General features: G+C 35.6%; 13 protein-coding genes. All 13 read left to right on the plus strand.

Annotation, left to right across the window (positions count from 1 at the left end):
• Positions 1-104: 104 nt before the first annotated feature.
• Positions 105-2,087 (plus strand): excinuclease ABC subunit UvrB, encoded by a 1,983-nt coding sequence (gene uvrB / locus Q8X41_RS16130; RefSeq protein ID WP_397537260.1) that lies wholly within the window; start codon positions 105-107, stop codon positions 2,085-2,087.
• Entirely contained in the window at positions 2,084-4,957 is a 2,874-nt protein-coding gene (gene uvrA, locus Q8X41_RS16135; RefSeq protein ID WP_397537261.1) for an excinuclease ABC subunit UvrA, read from the plus strand. The genes uvrB and uvrA overlap by 4 nt, the downstream gene beginning before the upstream one ends.
• 185 nt (positions 4,958-5,142) lie before the next feature.
• Positions 5,143-5,703: an AAA family ATPase gene (locus tag Q8X41_RS16140; RefSeq protein ID WP_397537262.1), complete on the plus strand. Its 561-nt coding sequence runs from the start codon at positions 5,143-5,145 to the stop codon at positions 5,701-5,703.
• 574 nt (positions 5,704-6,277) lie between these two features.
• Positions 6,278-7,510, plus strand: coding sequence for a DUF4097 family beta strand repeat-containing protein (locus Q8X41_RS16145; RefSeq protein WP_397537263.1), 1,233 nt, complete (start codon positions 6,278-6,280; stop codon positions 7,508-7,510).
• A 332-nt stretch (positions 7,511-7,842) separates the two neighbouring features.
• Positions 7,843-8,529 (plus strand): cell division ATP-binding protein FtsE, encoded by a 687-nt coding sequence (ftsE, locus tag Q8X41_RS16150; RefSeq protein WP_397537264.1) that lies wholly within the window; start codon positions 7,843-7,845, stop codon positions 8,527-8,529.
• Positions 8,519-9,403 carry a permease-like cell division protein FtsX gene (ftsX, locus tag Q8X41_RS16155; protein WP_397537265.1) on the plus strand — a complete coding sequence of 295 codons (885 nt, stop codon included), beginning with the start codon at positions 8,519-8,521 and terminating at the stop codon, positions 9,401-9,403. Before ftsE ends, ftsX begins: the two co-directional genes overlap by 11 nt.
• A 29-nt stretch (positions 9,404-9,432) precedes the next feature.
• Positions 9,433-10,725 carry a murein hydrolase activator EnvC family protein gene (locus Q8X41_RS16160; RefSeq protein ID WP_397537266.1) on the plus strand — a complete coding sequence of 431 codons (1,293 nt, stop codon included), beginning with the start codon at positions 9,433-9,435 and terminating at the stop codon, positions 10,723-10,725.
• Positions 10,726-11,021: 296 nt separating this feature from the next.
• The gene (locus Q8X41_RS16165; protein ID WP_397537267.1) at positions 11,022-11,660 is read left to right on the plus strand and encodes a hypothetical protein; all 639 of its coding nucleotides are present in this window, start codon (positions 11,022-11,024) and stop codon (positions 11,658-11,660) included.
• A 139-nt stretch (positions 11,661-11,799) separates the two neighbouring features.
• Positions 11,800-12,375, plus strand: a complete 576-nt coding sequence (locus tag Q8X41_RS16170) for a TlpA disulfide reductase family protein (RefSeq protein ID WP_397537268.1) — start codon at positions 11,800-11,802, stop codon at positions 12,373-12,375.
• An 80-nt stretch (positions 12,376-12,455) separates the two neighbouring features.
• Positions 12,456-13,886 carry a S41 family peptidase gene (locus tag Q8X41_RS16175; RefSeq protein WP_397537269.1) on the plus strand — a complete coding sequence of 477 codons (1,431 nt, stop codon included), beginning with the start codon at positions 12,456-12,458 and terminating at the stop codon, positions 13,884-13,886.
• A 113-nt stretch (positions 13,887-13,999) separates the two neighbouring features.
• Positions 14,000-15,169 carry a PDZ domain-containing protein gene (locus tag Q8X41_RS16180; RefSeq protein ID WP_397537270.1) on the plus strand — a complete coding sequence of 390 codons (1,170 nt, stop codon included), beginning with the start codon at positions 14,000-14,002 and terminating at the stop codon, positions 15,167-15,169.
• 11 nt (positions 15,170-15,180) lie between these two features.
• On the plus strand, positions 15,181-15,411 hold the full coding sequence (locus Q8X41_RS16185; protein ID WP_397537271.1) for a CsbA family protein: 231 nt from the start codon (positions 15,181-15,183) through the stop codon (positions 15,409-15,411).
• A gap of 322 nt (positions 15,412-15,733) precedes the next feature.
• Positions 15,734-16,357, plus strand: a complete 624-nt coding sequence (locus tag Q8X41_RS16190) for a TVP38/TMEM64 family protein (RefSeq protein WP_397537272.1) — start codon at positions 15,734-15,736, stop codon at positions 16,355-16,357.
• Positions 16,358-16,379 lie beyond the last annotated feature (22 nt).

The following is a 16,379-nucleotide window of genomic DNA, read 5'->3' on the forward strand; positions in this document are numbered from 1 at the left end:
TTTATATAACTATCTAAAACGTACGTTCGCGTTTTTCTCGATATTTTCTAACAGCTATGTTAAAATATAGCTACTAGATTGCGACGAACGAGGAGGACAAAATAATGGAGCAGGAATTTGATTTGCATTCACCCTACAAGCCCAGCGGAGACCAACCAACCGCTATTCAAGAACTTGTTGAAGGTGTAAAACAAGGTAAGCAACATCAAACATTACTTGGGGCAACAGGAACAGGAAAAACATTTACCGTTTCTAATGTGATTAAAGAAGTAAAAAAGCCAACACTTGTAATTGCTCATAATAAGACGCTTGCAGGACAACTATACAGTGAATTCAAAGAATTTTTCCCAAATAATGCAGTTGAGTATTTTGTAAGTTACTATGATTATTATCAGCCGGAAGCATATGTGCCACAAACAGATACCTATATTGAAAAAGACTCCAGCATTAATGACGAGATTGATAAGCTACGACACTCTGCAACATCTGCTTTGTTTGAACGAGATGATGTAATTATCATCGCATCTGTTTCTTGTATTTATGGTTTAGGTAATCCAGAGGAATATCGAGAAATGGTTGTATCCATTCGAGCAGGTATGGAAATTGAACGTAATCAGCTATTGCGAAAATTAGTAGATATCCAATATGAACGAAACGACATTAATTTTACTCGTGGTAAGTTTAGAGTGCGTGGAGATGTGGTTGAAATCTTCCCAGCATCTCGTGATGAACGCTGTATTCGTATTGAGTTCTTTGGTGATGAAGTGGATCGCATTCGTGAAGTAGATGCAATTACAGGTGAGGTATTGGGTGACCGTGAGCATATAGCAATTTTCCCAGCTTCCCACTTCGTAACACGCGAAGAAAAAATGTTGAAAGCGATCGATAATATAGAAGATGAATTACAAGATCAACTAAAAAAATTTCGCTCAGAAGATAAATTGTTAGAAGCACAACGATTAGAACAAAGAACGAATTATGATTTAGAAATGATGCGTGAAATGGGCTTCTGCTCAGGAATCGAAAACTATTCACGTCCCTTAACGTTAAGACCAGCAGGGGTAACACCATACACATTACTAGACTATTTCCCGGAAGATTTTTTATTAATAGTCGATGAAAGTCATGTTACATTACCACAAATCCGAGGTATGTATAATGGGGACCAAGCGCGAAAAAATGTCTTAGTAGAACATGGTTTCCGTTTACCATCTGCACTTGATAATAGACCGTTAAAATTTGAAGAATTTGAGAAACATATTCATAACGCCATTTATGTCTCGGCAACACCAGGACCTTATGAATTGGAACATACTCCTGAAATGGTTGAACAAATCATTCGTCCAACAGGTTTATTGGATCCTAAAATTGAAGTGCGTCCAATTGAAGGTCAAATTGATAACTTAATTGATGAAATTCAATTACGCGTAGAACGTAATGAACGTGTACTAGTAACGACTTTAACGAAGAAAATGTCAGAGGATTTAACCGATTACTTAAAAGAAATAGGCATTAAAGTTCAGTATTTACACTCTGAAGTTAAAACGTTAGAACGTATCGAAATCATTCGGGAATTACGAATAGGTACGTATGATGTCTTAATCGGTATCAATTTATTGCGTGAGGGATTAGATATTCCGGAGGTTTCGCTAGTGACAATTTTAGATGCAGATAAGGAAGGCTTTTTACGATCTGAACGTTCACTAATCCAAACAATTGGACGTGCGGCTCGTAATGCCAATGGACATGTCATTATGTACGCAGATCGTATGACGGATTCCATGACGAAGGCAATTGAGGAAACAAACCGTCGTCGAGAAATACAAATGGCTTACAATAAAGAACATGGTATTACACCAAAAACGATTCAAAAAGAAATTCGTGACGTTATACGTGCAACACAAGCAGCAGAAGAACCAGAATCTTATCTAACAAAAGTGACGAATGGTAAGAAATTAACGAAGGTAGAAAAGACAACATTACTAGAATCACTAGAGAAAGAAATGAAGGATGCAGCAAAAGCGCTTGATTTCGAACGTGCGGCTGAACTTCGAGATACTATTTTGGAATTGAAAGCGGAAGGATGAGCAGTTTGAAAAATCAAGAAATCGTTGTACAAGGAGCACGTGCTAATAATTTAAAAAATATTAATGTAAAAATTCCGCGAGATCAATTAGTTGTCATGACTGGGCTTTCAGGTTCTGGTAAATCGTCACTTGCATTTGATACGATTTATGCGGAAGGGCAAAGACGCTATGTGGAATCACTTTCTGCCTATGCAAGACAATTTTTAGGACAGATGGATAAACCAGATGTAGATGCCATTGAAGGACTATCACCAGCAATTTCAATTGACCAAAAAACAACAAGTCGTAACCCTCGTTCAACAGTTGGTACTGTGACAGAAATCTATGATTATTTACGTTTACTTTATGCGCGTATTGGAAAACCAATTTGCCCTAATCATGGCATTGAAATTACGTCTCAAACTGTTGAACAAATGGTCGACCGAATTGTGCAATATCCTGAACGTACAAAGCTACAGTTGTTAGCGCCGATGGTATCGGGACGAAAAGGTACTCATGTAAAATTGTTAGAAGACTTGAAGAAACAAGGCTATGTCCGTGCACGAATTGATGGAGAGCTGCGTGATTTAGATGATAATATCGAATTAGAAAAAAATAAAAAACATAATATTGAAGTGGTCATTGACCGTGTTGTTTTAAAAGAAGGAGTAGAGTCACGTTTAAGTGACTCATTAGAAACAGCTTTAAGATTAGCAGAAGGCCGTGTGATGGTTGATGTGATGGGACATGAAGAATTGTTATTCAGTGAACATCATGCTTGTCCTATTTGTGGATTTTCGATTGAAGAATTAGAACCTCGCATGTTTTCTTTCAACAGTCCTTTTGGCGCTTGTCCGCAGTGTGATGGACTTGGTACAAAACTTGAAGTAGATGAAACAATGGTCATTCCAGATTGGGATGTAACGCTAAATGATGGCGCGATCGTACCATGGAATCCAGTTAGTTCTCAATTCTATCCACAATTATTAAAGTCTATATGTGACCATTACGGAATTGATATGAATATATCTGTAAAAAATATTCCAAAAGACCAAATGGACAAAATTCTACATGGATCAGGAGATGAAGTGATTCATTTCCATTATGAAAATGATTTTGGAAATATTCGCGATCAAGATATTCAATTTGAAGGTGTATTAAGCAATGTAGAACGCCGTTTTCGTGAGACTTCTTCCGACTATATTCGCGAGCAAATGGAAAAGTATATGGCACAACAACCTTGTCCATCTTGTCATGGTCATCGTTTAAAGCCAGAAACATTGGCTGTGAAAATTGATGGGAAGCATATTGGCGAAGTGACAAAATTCTCTATTAAAGAAGCCTACACATTTTTCCAAGAGCTCAAACTATCAGAAAAAGATATGCAAATTGCGCGTCTTATATTAAGAGAAATACAAGAGCGACTTAGCTTTTTAATAAATGTTGGCCTCGATTATTTAACATTAAATCGAGCAGCTGGTACTTTATCAGGTGGGGAAGCACAACGTATTCGTTTAGCGACTCAAATTGGATCGCGTTTAACTGGAGTTCTCTATATTTTAGATGAACCATCAATTGGACTACATCAACGTGATAATGACAGATTGATTGCGACATTACAAAGTATGCGCGACCTTGGAAACACACTAATCGTCGTAGAACATGATGAAGACACGATGCTTGCGGCTGATTACTTAATTGATGTTGGTCCTGGTGCGGGTGTACATGGCGGTGAAATTGTCGCAGCTGGTACGCCACAGCAAGTAATGAAAAATAAAAATTCGCTGACAGGTCAATATTTAAGTGGACGTAAATTTATCCCACTTCCAATAGAGCGAAGAAAACCAGATGGCCGTTTCCTCAAAATTAAAGGTGCGAAAGAAAATAATTTAAAAAATGTAAAAGTTGATATTCCGTTAGGAGTCTTCACTGCAGTTACTGGTGTTTCAGGATCTGGAAAAAGTACTTTAGTAAACGAAGTACTTTACAAATCATTAGCGCAAAAGTTAAATCGTTCAAAAGTAAAACCTGGTGAAGTGAAAGAAATTGAAGGAATTGAACAATTAGAAAAGATAATCGATATCGATCAATCGCCGATTGGTAGAACACCACGCTCAAATCCAGCCACTTATACAGGTGTTTTTGATGACATTCGGGATGTCTTTGCTGTAACCAACGAAGCAAAAATACGTGGTTATAAAAAAGGACGGTTTAGTTTTAATGTCAAAGGTGGTCGCTGCGAAGCTTGTCGTGGTGACGGTATTATTAAAATTGAGATGCATTTTTTACCTGACGTTTACGTACCATGTGAAGTGTGTCATGGAAAACGTTATAATCGCGAGACATTAGAAGTAAAATATAAAGAAAAGAGCATTTCAGATGTATTAGAAATGACCGTTGAGAATGCATTGGAATTTTTCAAAAATATCCCGAAAATTGCACGGAAATTGCAAACGATTGTCGATGTAGGTTTGGGGTATATAAAATTAGGACAACCTGCTACTACTTTATCTGGTGGGGAAGCACAACGTGTAAAATTAGCATCTGAATTGCATAAACGTTCCAACGGTAAATCTATTTATATTTTAGATGAACCAACAACAGGTCTGCATGCAGAAGACATTTCGCGTTTACTGAAGGTTTTACAACGTTTAGTTGACAATGGTGATACCGTATTAGTGATTGAACATAATTTAGATGTTATTAAAACAGTAGATTACATCATTGATATGGGACCAGAAGGTGGCGACAAAGGTGGTACAGTCATTGCCAAAGGTACACCGGAAGAAGTAGCTGAAACAGATTGCTCTTATACGGGCTTTTACCTGAAAAGAATATTACAACGAGACCGTGATCGTATGGAAGAAGCAGTTGCAGGTGCCAAAAAATAGTTGCCAAGGCAACTATTTTTTCTGCAACGAGCAAGCAAAGCGGCGCAGGAGCAAAGTATTGATATTTCTGCGACGAGCAAGCAAAGCAGCGCAGGAGCAAATGTATTGATATTTCTGCGAAATGCATTTGAAGCAATTCAGGATAGTAAGTATAAGTATGAAATATAAAAGGGATGTAATGCCAAGTGGCAAAGCTAATTATTGTTTCAGGATACAATAGTGTCGGGAAAACAACTGTCGGAAAGGCACTTGCTAAAGAATTAGGAGCTGTCTTTATTGATAGTCCCAAAACAACAGATGTACTTATGGAAGAAATTATTAATGCATATGATATTTCAGGAACCGATTTTGCGACTGTGATGAAGGTACGTCAAATGACGGAATTACAAGTTCAAGCACTACGTCAATTAATAAGAGATCAACTTGAATTGGGATTAGATGTCGTTCTTGAAGTGTCTACTTATTATAGTGATGCACATTTTGTAGAAGTTGGTGAACCAAATGTCACCAATATTCATCATGTCGAAATTTCGATTCCAAATGTAGAAGAAGAAAAAAGAAGATTTATGTTTCATCATCCAGAAGCCTATCTCCAATATGAAAAAGACTGGGAAAGTTATGTAGCAAAACGCTTACCGGTTTATACAGATGCAGATTTATTTGAACAAAATATTGTCATCGTCTTTGATAATACATCTCCATTGACTGAAGTTACTCTTAAGCAATTAGTAAATCAAGTGGAATAGGATCAATTTCATAATGCAAAATCCATATTACATTTAATGATATCCAATTTTGTTCATTCAAAGCTTTCGACGGCGAGTCTTCGAAAATGCATTCGCATTTCCTTCGTGCGATGTACATTCATAGTCCTACAGGAAAAGCTTGAGCTGAAAGCCCCGCAGGAATTTAGTGAAGGCACCGGAAAAGTAAAAATAGATGAAAATTTATATTGAAAATCTAGTATAGCTATCTTTGTTGAAGTGGAATTAGCGGAGACTCCTGTGGGAAAACGAGCTAGACGAGACCCCACAGCGCAGCGAGGAGGCTCGTCAGTTCGCCCACGGAAAGCGGAGCTAATTCCACTTCATTCAATAGCGGATATATACTATAAATATTTGTGTTACACCACTTTTTCAGTTGCCTCAACGCTCGCCCACGGAAAGCGAAGCTAATTCCACATCATGAGTAGTGGGAAGCCAATGTGTTAAAAAGTTCGTAGTTAAACACCAAAAATGGATTTGATTCAAATAGAATAAAATGAAACTTTTTTTCGGGCAATTCGTAACTATTAGTAATACGAACAAGGAGGCCATTTAAATGCAAGATGAACGCAAACGCATTTTAGATTTAGTTGAAAAAGGCACCATTACAGCTCAAGAAGCGATAGTATTATTAGAAAAACTGGAACAATCATCTACACAATCAATGGAAAATCAGCATCAAGATAGCTTAGACAATACAAATACGCAATCAAAATATGAACAAACCCAATCAAATACAAAAGAAACAAATCAACAATCCCAATCGTATTCGCAAACAAATGATGAACAATATTCTTGGCAAGAACAAGGGCAATCATCTAAACAATATCAATCTTCAAAGGGAATCGATGAAACATTCTTTGAAGATTTGAAAAGGGATTTTACACAATTCAGTTCAAAATTTGTTGATTTAATGAATACTGCTGTCACGAAGGTAAAAGAATTTGACTTTGATAAGTCATTTATTGATCCTAATGTCTTCGAAAAAGAAGAAATAATTGAAACAACGGATTTTTCAAATATAAGTATAGACATTCCAAATGGCAATGTTGAAGTGAAACCGTCAATAGATGGTACGGCAAGAGCTGTATATAAAGCGAGACCTTCGTTTGTCAAGATAAGTGATGATCTAGAAAAAGAATTCCGAGATCATTTTGTTTGTAAGAATGACAATGGGACGTTACGAGTGATTAGTACAACAAAGAAAATCCGTGTTGACGTTACTTTATATATTCCTCAAACAAATTATAATACGGTAACAATCCATCAATTTAATGGTGGGTTCAGTACAGGAAATATTAATATTGAAAAATTGAAAGTGAAAACGATGAATGGCAGAATAGACTGTAAATCCTTTAATTTTAGAAGGGTGGATTTGGAAACAGCGAATGGTGCGATTGAAGTTCGTGATGTAGCCGGCGATGAACTAGAAGCAGAAACAGTTAATGGTCGTATTTATGTTGATGGTGCTATTAGTGAAATCGAAGCAGAATCTGCTAATGGACATGTGGTAGTTACAACTCGTTCTCAAGAAGCAAAGAGCATTAAAGCACAAACAGTAGCGGGTACTGTAGAAATCTATATACCAAGTACAGTCTCTTTACAAGGGGAAGTTTCATCTAATCTAGGAAAGATGGATGTTCGATTACCAGATATACAGCGCTTAAATGAACAAAGTCAATTTTTACAAAAATCTGTTCAGTTCTCTAAAAAGATTGAGGATGCATCAACTTTAGTCATTGATGGAGAAACAAAGACAGGTTCAGTTATTGTTAGATATAATTTATAATCAAAGAGTTTAGACAAAAACCGGGGAGATTTTCTCTCCGGTTTTTTTTTTAGCTTTCGAAATTTGGGATGAATAGTAGAAGATTGCCTATTTCCGCTTCCACTTGTGCCAACGGTTATCGAATTTTTATCATGTGAATCATTGAGAGGCGTGCGAGTAGCTAGATAGATTACAGACAAATTTCATGCAAAACAATTATTTTTCATCAAATAAACACATTTAAATATATTTAATGATTTGAAATAAAACTGTAATGATAGAAAACTAGTACAATGTTATAATGGTCTTAACTAAAATTGGTTAAGTTTTACTATAAAATAGGTGGTAAAAAAATGATAGAGATGAAGAATGTCTATAAAAAGTACCCAAATGGAATTGTTGCGATTAATGGACTTAATATAAAAATTAACCAGGGAGAATTTGTCTATATCGTGGGTCCTAGTGGTGCAGGTAAATCGACATTTATTAAAATGATGTATCGTGAAGAAAAAGCAACATCAGGAGAAATTATTGTCAATGGAATGAATTTGTCGTCATTAAAGAATAAGGAAGTACCTTACTTAAGAAGACAGATAGGTGTTGTTTTCCAAGATTTCAAACTTTTACCGAGATTAAATGTGTATGAAAATGTCGCATTTGCACTTGAAGTGATTGAAGAGAATCCGACAAAAATTCGTAAGCGCGTTCTGGACGTGTTGGATTTAGTTGGTTTAAAAAAGAAAGCAAGAATGTTTCCTGATGAATTATCAGGGGGCGAACAACAACGTGTATCAATTGCACGCTCCATTGTTAATGTACCAAAAGTGGTTATTGCTGATGAACCGACAGGGAATTTAGATCCAGATACTTCTTGGGATATTATGAATTTATTTGAAGAAATAAATGCCCGTGGAACAACAATTATTATGGCAACGCATAATAGAGAAATTGTAAATAACATGAGACGCCGCGTTGTGGCAATTGAAGGCGGTCTAATTGTTCGTGATGAACATGGAGGTGACTACGGTTATGAAATCTAGCACCATAAGTCGTCACGTAAGAGAAAGTTTCAAATCGATTGGGCGAAATGGTTGGATGACTTTCGCATCTGTAAGTGCAGTAACCGTTACATTATTATTAGTTGGCGTATTTATGGTAATCATGATGAATTTAAACAAGGTTGCTACTGATGTAGAGAATGATGTAGAAATCAAAGTTCTCATTGATTTACAAGCTGACTCAAAAGCTGAAACAACCTTGCAACAGCAAATTAAGGACATGCCAGGTGTAGAGTCGATGAAATATTCATCGAAAGAACAAGAATTAAACGGTTTAGTCAAAGATTTTGGTGAAGATTTAAGCTTATTCAAACAAAGTAATCCATTAAGAAATGTTCTTTATGTAAAAGCAGAAAATCCTCAACAAACAGCGACAGTAGCTAAAAAAATTGATGCTTTAGATAATACTTATGAAGTGTTGTATGGAAAAGGTAAAATTGAAAAGCTATTTAATTTTTTAAATATTAGTAGAAATGTTGGGATTGTATTAATTATCGCATTGCTTCTTACTGCGATGTTCTTAATCTCCAATACAATTAAAATTACGATTACAGCAAGAAGAAAAGAAATTGAGATTATGAAATTAGTAGGGGCAACAAACTGGTTTGTACGTATTCCATTTGTTTTAGAAGGTATGTGGCTAGGATTATTAGGGGCTATTATACCAATTGCGGTTGTCACTATTTTATATTCACAACTTTATAGTGTAATTGCTCCGAAAATGAAAGGAGAAATCTTCCAATTGCTAGATGTAACACCATTCATCTTTGAAGTAGATTTATTAATATTATTGATGGGTGTCGTTATAGGTATTTGGGGAAGTTTTATGTCAGTACGAAAATTCTTGAAAATATAATATTCGATAGAGATAAGGGGGTTCACCAGTTGAACAAGAAAGCAAAAAGTTTAACGAGCGCAATTGCCACAACACTAGCACTTACATTGTTCATGCCGTCTGTAAATGTTAGTGCCGAATCTATCAATCATTTAAAAGATAAACAACAAAAATTAAATCAAAAAACGTCTGAATTAAATTCTGATATTCAGAAAAAATCAACAAAGATTAACAATAATCAATCAAATATGGATGGCATTATGGAGCAAATATCAAAGCTTGATAAAAAAATCCTGAAAACAGATAAAGAAATTACAGTCGCTTTAGAGAAAATTGATCATACAACGTCAGAAATTAATGCTTTGAAAGCATCTATTGCTGACTTAGAAAAGAAAATTAATGAACGTGATGATCTACTACAAGATCGTGCTAGAGCAATTCAAGAGAATGGTGGTTCAGTAGGATATGTAGATGTGCTACTGAAAGCAAATAGTTTTACTGATTTTATTGATCGTATTTCAGCAGTTAATACATTATTGGAAGCAGATCGCCTGATTATCCAAGAGCAAAGTAATGACAAGAAAAAGCTAGAAGAACAAAAGGTAACGTTAGATGAAAAGTTACATAAACAAGAAATCGATCGTGATAAACTCACTTCATTACGCAGATCATTAGACGCAAAGAAAAAGGATAAAGATCAATTAATCGATAAATTAGAAGCTGAACAAAGTAAATTAAAATCAGAGAAGAAGTTATTAGAAAAAGAATACTCAGAAGCAATTAATATTAGCAAAGAAGTCGAAAAAGATATTGCAAAAGAACAAGAACGTTTAGCTAAAATTGCTCGTCAGCAAGCAGAAGCTGCGGCAAAAAGCTCTAACGTAACAACAGTATCAAACGAAGGTGAAACAGGGGATATTCCAGAAGTAGCAAGTGGTACTTGGACAAAACCTACAAACGGGACCCTAACATCTGGTTTTGGATGGCGTAATATTGGCTTCGGACCTGAATTCCACTATGGAGTTGATTTAGCCAATAAGCAGGGCACACCGATTGTAGCAGCAGCTGATGGAGTAGTGTTCCGTGCTAGCCCATTATCTACATATGGAAATGTTATCATGATCACACATTCTATTAACGGACATACATTTACGACAGTCTATGCACATTTAAGTGGATATAAATCTACTGTAGGACAATCTGTGAAAAAAGGACAAGTTATTGGTTATATGGGCCAAACTGGTCGGGCATATGGCAGTCATCTGCACTTTGAAATTCATACAACAGCATGGAAGGGCCAAAGTGTAGGAGCTATTAATCCATTAAGATATATTTCCTTATAGTAGTTAGTTTGAGCTATTGAAGATTATTCTTCAGTAGCTTTTTTTTATGAAATGAGAAATAGAGAAACGTCAAATTGTTTGCAATGTTGATTAGAGTGATTTTATTGTATTTATTCATGACTTTAAATTGCATTTGCGAACTCGATATTTTATAAAGGGAAGGTACCTAATTCACCATAAAATCATTTGTGGGCAGCAGGATAGGAAGATATCTAGCTAAAAGCTTGTTTTGTATGACCTTCTAATTTAATATACGGTATAGGGTATGTGCAATTCGAACATGGAGGTGGAAATAAATGCAAGTAACTGAATGGTATAGCATCAGAGCACTTACGATGTCATCTTCATGGGTTGCTCTATTCATAAGTTTTGTTCTAATGGGACTATTATTATGGATATTATATAGTAAAGAGATTGCATCTATTTTTTCTGATGTAGCTTTGCAACTCATATTAATATGGAAATTTAGTGTCATTGTCACAGACTTTTCAATGGTTATTAAGCATCCACTGACAATATTATATTTTAATGGTGGTATGATTGGATTTGTACTAGGTATATTGTTTATATGCATTAAACTTTGGTATAAATTACGCCAAAGTAGTTTTAAAGTCGAATATTTACAAGCGGTATTTGTCACAAGTATTCTTTGTTCCAGTATGTATCAAATATTGATGACTTTTCTAAATGATGCTGCACTATGGCAAAGAGTACTTACAATCACGAGCTTTACATGTTGGATTATGCTAGCATTATGGAAAAGAAAAGCTGATTTTACTTGGCATAAGCAATTGTTACTTCTATTTCTTTGTACACATGCATTTGTTGCTACATTACAGCCATTAGGCATTTGGCAATTGTCTGTACTGGTGACAACAATGCTCGGCTTATTTAATCTCACTTTAATAAGCAGTAAATTCCCTAAAACTAAGTAATTTAAGATAGATAAAACTTAGGTGGAATACAACTGTCTCACAGAAGTCCAATTGATTCAACTAACAAACATCGGGGAGAAGGACGACCCTCTGTTTGAAATTTCATTGTCTGTATATTGCAATCTAGGAGGCTACAAAGTTGAAAAAGAAAATATTTGGTTTGCTACTAATCGTAGCATTAATCGCTATTGCACTAACGAATTTTGTGAAATCAAAGGTAGAAGAAGGCCAAAAAGTCGATACATCATCTACTCAAGTCTCAGCTAAAGTCGAGAAAAATAGCGGTTTAGCAATAAACCAAACAGCGCCGAATTTTAAACTGAAAACATTAGATGGTAAAGAAGTACAACTCTCAGATTATCGAGGAAAAAAGGTTATTCTAAATTTCTGGGCAACTTGGTGTCCGCCTTGTAAAGCGGAAATTCCTCATATGGAAAAATATTATAAAAAACAGGCAAAAGATGATGGTGTGGAAATTCTTGCTGTAAATTTAACAAAATCGGATAAAGATGAAGATTATATTCGAGACTTTGTGAAATCATATGAAATAACATATCCAGTTTTATTGGATGAAGATGGGAAGCAACAAAAACAATATGAAATTGTCACAATTCCTACAACATTCTTTATCGATAAAAATGGTAGGATTCAAAAAAAGGTTGTTGGACCAATGGATCAAGATATGATGTCTCAAACTATCGCTACCTTAAAATAATAATGTTCTGTCCACCATTTTCGGGTTTTAAATTTCGTTTCCTATTCATATATTAGATGGATATGGGAGGGACGAGATAAATGCGAAAATGGTGGCTTTATTTATGTATGGTTTTTGTATTATGTGTAGGGGCATTCGCTTTTGTGAAGTACCAGAAAACAGACGCGGTAGTAAAAGAAGAACGAGGAGTATTGAAATCTGTAGGAGAAGCTTACGAGCTAATTCGCAAAGAGTCTGTCCATGAAACGACAGAAAAACAGCTTGTAGAAGGAGCTATCAATGGGATGGCTGGTGCACTAAAAGATCCGTATAGTACGTACTATACGAAGGAAGAGGCAAAGTTGCATAGGGAACAATTGTCAGATGAAAGGGTAGGAATTGGCGCAGAGATTACTGTAAGTCAAGGACGTTTTATCATCGTATCACCGGTGAAAGATTCTCCAGCTGAAAAGGCAGGGTTAAAACCATATGATGAAATTGTACAAGTGAACGGTGAACGTACCGATGGTAAAACATTAACAGAATTATTAGCCCTTATTAGAGGGGAAGCAGGTACAAACCTAAAGATGACAGTTTATAGACCTTCAGAAAATCGTCATGTGGAGTTAAATATGACGAGGGCTGCAATCACCCAGACGTCGGTTAAGAGTAAAATATTGGTTTCAGACAGCAAAAAAATCGGTTATATTTCGATGACAGTATTCGGAGAGAAGACAGCAGAAGAGTGGTATAAGAATACCGAAGAGCTTTTGAAACAACAAATTTCTGCCTTAATAATAGACGTTCGTAGTAATCCGGGTGGTTATTTGAAAAGCGTGGAGCAAGTGATTGGAAGTTTGGTACAACCCAATACAACCTATGCTTATATGGAAAATGCAGTAGGAAACCAGCAACCTTTACAAGTAACGAAAAAAAGAATGGCATTTAAGTATGATGAAAGATTAAAGACGCTACCTGTTGTATTATTACAAGATGAAGGTAGTGCTTCTGCGAGCGAAGTTTTAAGTGCAGCATTAAAAGATTTAAACCGTGCTTCTATTATTGGTGTGAAAAGCTTTGGAAAAGGAACGGTTCAAGAAACATGGCCACTATCTAACGGTGGTGAGCTTAAACTTTCAACACATAAATGGTTAACTCCAAAACGTGAATGGATTCATGGCAAGGGAATCAAAGCAACATTAGAAGTAGAACAAAACCCATTATTCAATATGAAATTTCCACCAATGACGGGGAATTTTAAAGAAGGAGATTTTTCGGAAAGTATTCAATCCGTTCAGGAAGTTCTAAAAGCTCAAGGGTTTTCAATTAGTAGAGTGGATGGCTATTTTGACAGAACAACGGCAAAGGCAGTAGAAGAATATAGTAAAAAACATATGCTCACTAATGGAAATAAAATGGATGAAAAATTCCTTTTTGCATTACACGAAGAAATGGTGAAGTTTAGAGAGAATCAGGAAAATGATTTGCAACTACAAATGGCGATCGGTTATATCAATCACCAATTAAAATAATAGGCGAAATCTATTTGGCGTATAGGCCGAAAAAGACTTCGTTTTCAAACGGCTGTTTGATACAATGAAGAGACAATACTATTCATAGCAAAAATTGAAAGGTGATGCGAACTATGTATTTAGACATTGTCATGGAACTCTTAAAAGGCATCGGCCGTTTCTTTTTAAATCCGTTATTATATGTTGCTATCATTTTCTCGATCTTAATCGGCTATCGTCGTGTAAAAGGAGAGAGAAAATCTTTTAATATACGAATTTTCTGGGGCTGGTCTGAGACAATTTTAATGATAAAAGAAGGCTGGTTACTTGGATTAGTCATTTCGATTATTAGTATTGCAGTTGGTTTGGTTGTTCCAATTCAATTTCTCGTTTTAAGTGCTGCTGTAGGTGTCTTATGCTTACTAACATTCTATTATCATCTAGCATCTGCAGCATATCCTTTAGGAATCGCTTTTATCATTTTGTGGTATACATATATAACTGATGGTTCATGGCATTTCTTGAATTGGGATGTTACGAGTGCTTCAATGCATGTAGGTATGCTGGTAACGATACCAGTTATGATTGGTCTTTTACTTATTGCAGAAGGTTATTTAATTAAAAAAAATGCAGCAAAACTTGCATCTCCCAAAATTTTAAAAACTGAGCGTGGATTACCATCTGTTATCTATCTTGCAAAACGTTTATGGCTACTGCCAATATTCTTTGTGTTACCAACTGGAGCGATTCAAGAATATATTCCATATTGGCCACAGATTCCACTAGGTAGTGATTCATTTTCATTGATTCTAGTTCCATTTGTGATTGGATTTCAACAACGTTCACGTAAAATGCTTCCAGTACATTTCTATCCACAATTAGGTAAAACGATAGAAATGTTAGGCTTCCTTGTATTAGCAGAAGCAATTGTTGCTTATTTCTTCCCGATTATGGGGATCGCAGCAGTTTGTGTCGCAATTGTTGGACGGGCATTGATTTCGATTATTTACTCAATTAGTGAACGACATGGTAAGTATGCTGTGACTCCACAAGATACAGGAGTTATGGTAGCAGGTGTCTTGCCAGATTCACCAGCAGAAGCAATGGGTATTCAAGTAGGGGAATGTATTCGTAAAGTAAATGGTATTCCTGTTAAAACAGAAGAGGAACTGTATGAGGCTTTGCAAATTAATGCTGCACATTGTCGACTAGAAGTGCTTGATCAAGATGGTGAAGTTCGTCTAAGACAACATGTCATTTATCGTCATGACCATTTTAGAATCGGCTTACTTGTTGTACGATAGGGAATGATTGTATGTCGGTGATAAAATTTTTAATGGCGCTTATACTTCCTGGCTTATTGGTTATATTATTTACGCGAATTACGTTTAAAAATTATGTGGGTTTAGCCCTTTCAGTAGCATTAATGGCGGCGTCAGTTTATGCAGGCTACACACATCCGCCTATATTGTATGTAGTGGATGCAATTTCGCTAACAATTGGTTTCTGGTATACAACAAAGATGATGAATCGACATAATAACTGAAATAGAAGAAGCCTGTCCTTAATTGTGACAGGCTTTTTTTGTAAGATCATGTTACTTTTAGCTTTATCTGTCACATGTTCTTCACACACGAATAATCAATAAAAAATCATGAAGAAAAATAGTTCATACTACACTAAAGAATAATGGAACTATTGTATAATGTATGGAAAGAACTAGCATGTTATAGAAAGTGGTTATTTTTTGAACTATGTAGAATGCTGTACTTTTGCGCAACTTATAGGTGTTTGAATCGCTCCTATTAACTGAAGAGAAATATAATCGGAAAAGTTAAAAAAGGAAAGATTAAAAGGAGGCAATTGGAGTGCCAGATTGGTTATCCATTGAAAATTTTCAGTCACTAGCACATCAATACCGCTTAATTGGTACTCTATTGGCCATTGCATTACCAATTTTGGAATCGTTTTTGCCATTTTTGCCATTAGCAGCATTTGTAGTAGCTAATGCCAGTGCTTATGGTTTGTGGTGGGGTTTCCTATTCTCATGGGTCGGTGCCGTATTAGGTTCGTATTGTGTATTTTTAATTATACGTAAATTTGGTAAAAGTAGAATTTTACGTTTCGTTACAGAAAGAAATACAGTGAAAAAATTAATCCATTGGGTTGAATATCAAGGGTTTACCCCATTATTCATCTTATTATGTTTCCCGTTTACCCCTTCAGCACTTGTCAATATAGTGGCAGGGTTATCTAGTTTGAAGAAAAAAAGATACCTCATTACGATTATGTTGGCTAAATTTGTGATGATTTTTATCATCAGTTGGATTGGCTCTGATTTACGAGCTTTGGTTACGAATCCAATTAGGACATGCCTGATCATTATCATTCTGATCTTGTTATGGTGGGGAGGAAAGCAAGTGGAAGCTAAAATGAATGAAAAAGTAGAACGAGATATGAGAGAATTTTCGAAAAATAAAAAAGTTCAATAGAACACATAAATGTAAGTGAGGA

The sequence above is a fragment of the Rummeliibacillus pycnus genome, assembly GCF_044359855.1.
Taxonomy (GTDB): Bacteria; Bacillota; Bacilli; order Bacillales_A; family Planococcaceae; genus Rummeliibacillus; species Rummeliibacillus pycnus_A.

Coding starts and splice junctions, on each gene's coding strand:
- uvrB (WP_397537260.1), top strand. CDS start 105: ATGGAGCAGGAATTTGATTTGCATTCACCCTACAAGCCCAGCGGAGAC.
- uvrA (WP_397537261.1), top strand. CDS start 2,084: ATGAGCAGTTTGAAAAATCAAGAAATCGTTGTACAAGGAGCACGTGCT.
- Q8X41_RS16145 (WP_397537263.1), top strand. CDS start 6,278: ATGCAAGATGAACGCAAACGCATTTTAGATTTAGTTGAAAAAGGCACC.
- ftsE (WP_397537264.1), top strand. CDS start 7,843: ATGATAGAGATGAAGAATGTCTATAAAAAGTACCCAAATGGAATTGTT.
- ftsX (WP_397537265.1), top strand. CDS start 8,519: ATGAAATCTAGCACCATAAGTCGTCACGTAAGAGAAAGTTTCAAATCG.
- Q8X41_RS16165 (WP_397537267.1), top strand. CDS start 11,022: ATGCAAGTAACTGAATGGTATAGCATCAGAGCACTTACGATGTCATCT.
- Q8X41_RS16175 (WP_397537269.1), top strand. CDS start 12,456: ATGCGAAAATGGTGGCTTTATTTATGTATGGTTTTTGTATTATGTGTA.
- Q8X41_RS16180 (WP_397537270.1), top strand. CDS start 14,000: ATGTATTTAGACATTGTCATGGAACTCTTAAAAGGCATCGGCCGTTTC.
- Q8X41_RS16185 (WP_397537271.1), top strand. CDS start 15,181: ATGTCGGTGATAAAATTTTTAATGGCGCTTATACTTCCTGGCTTATTG.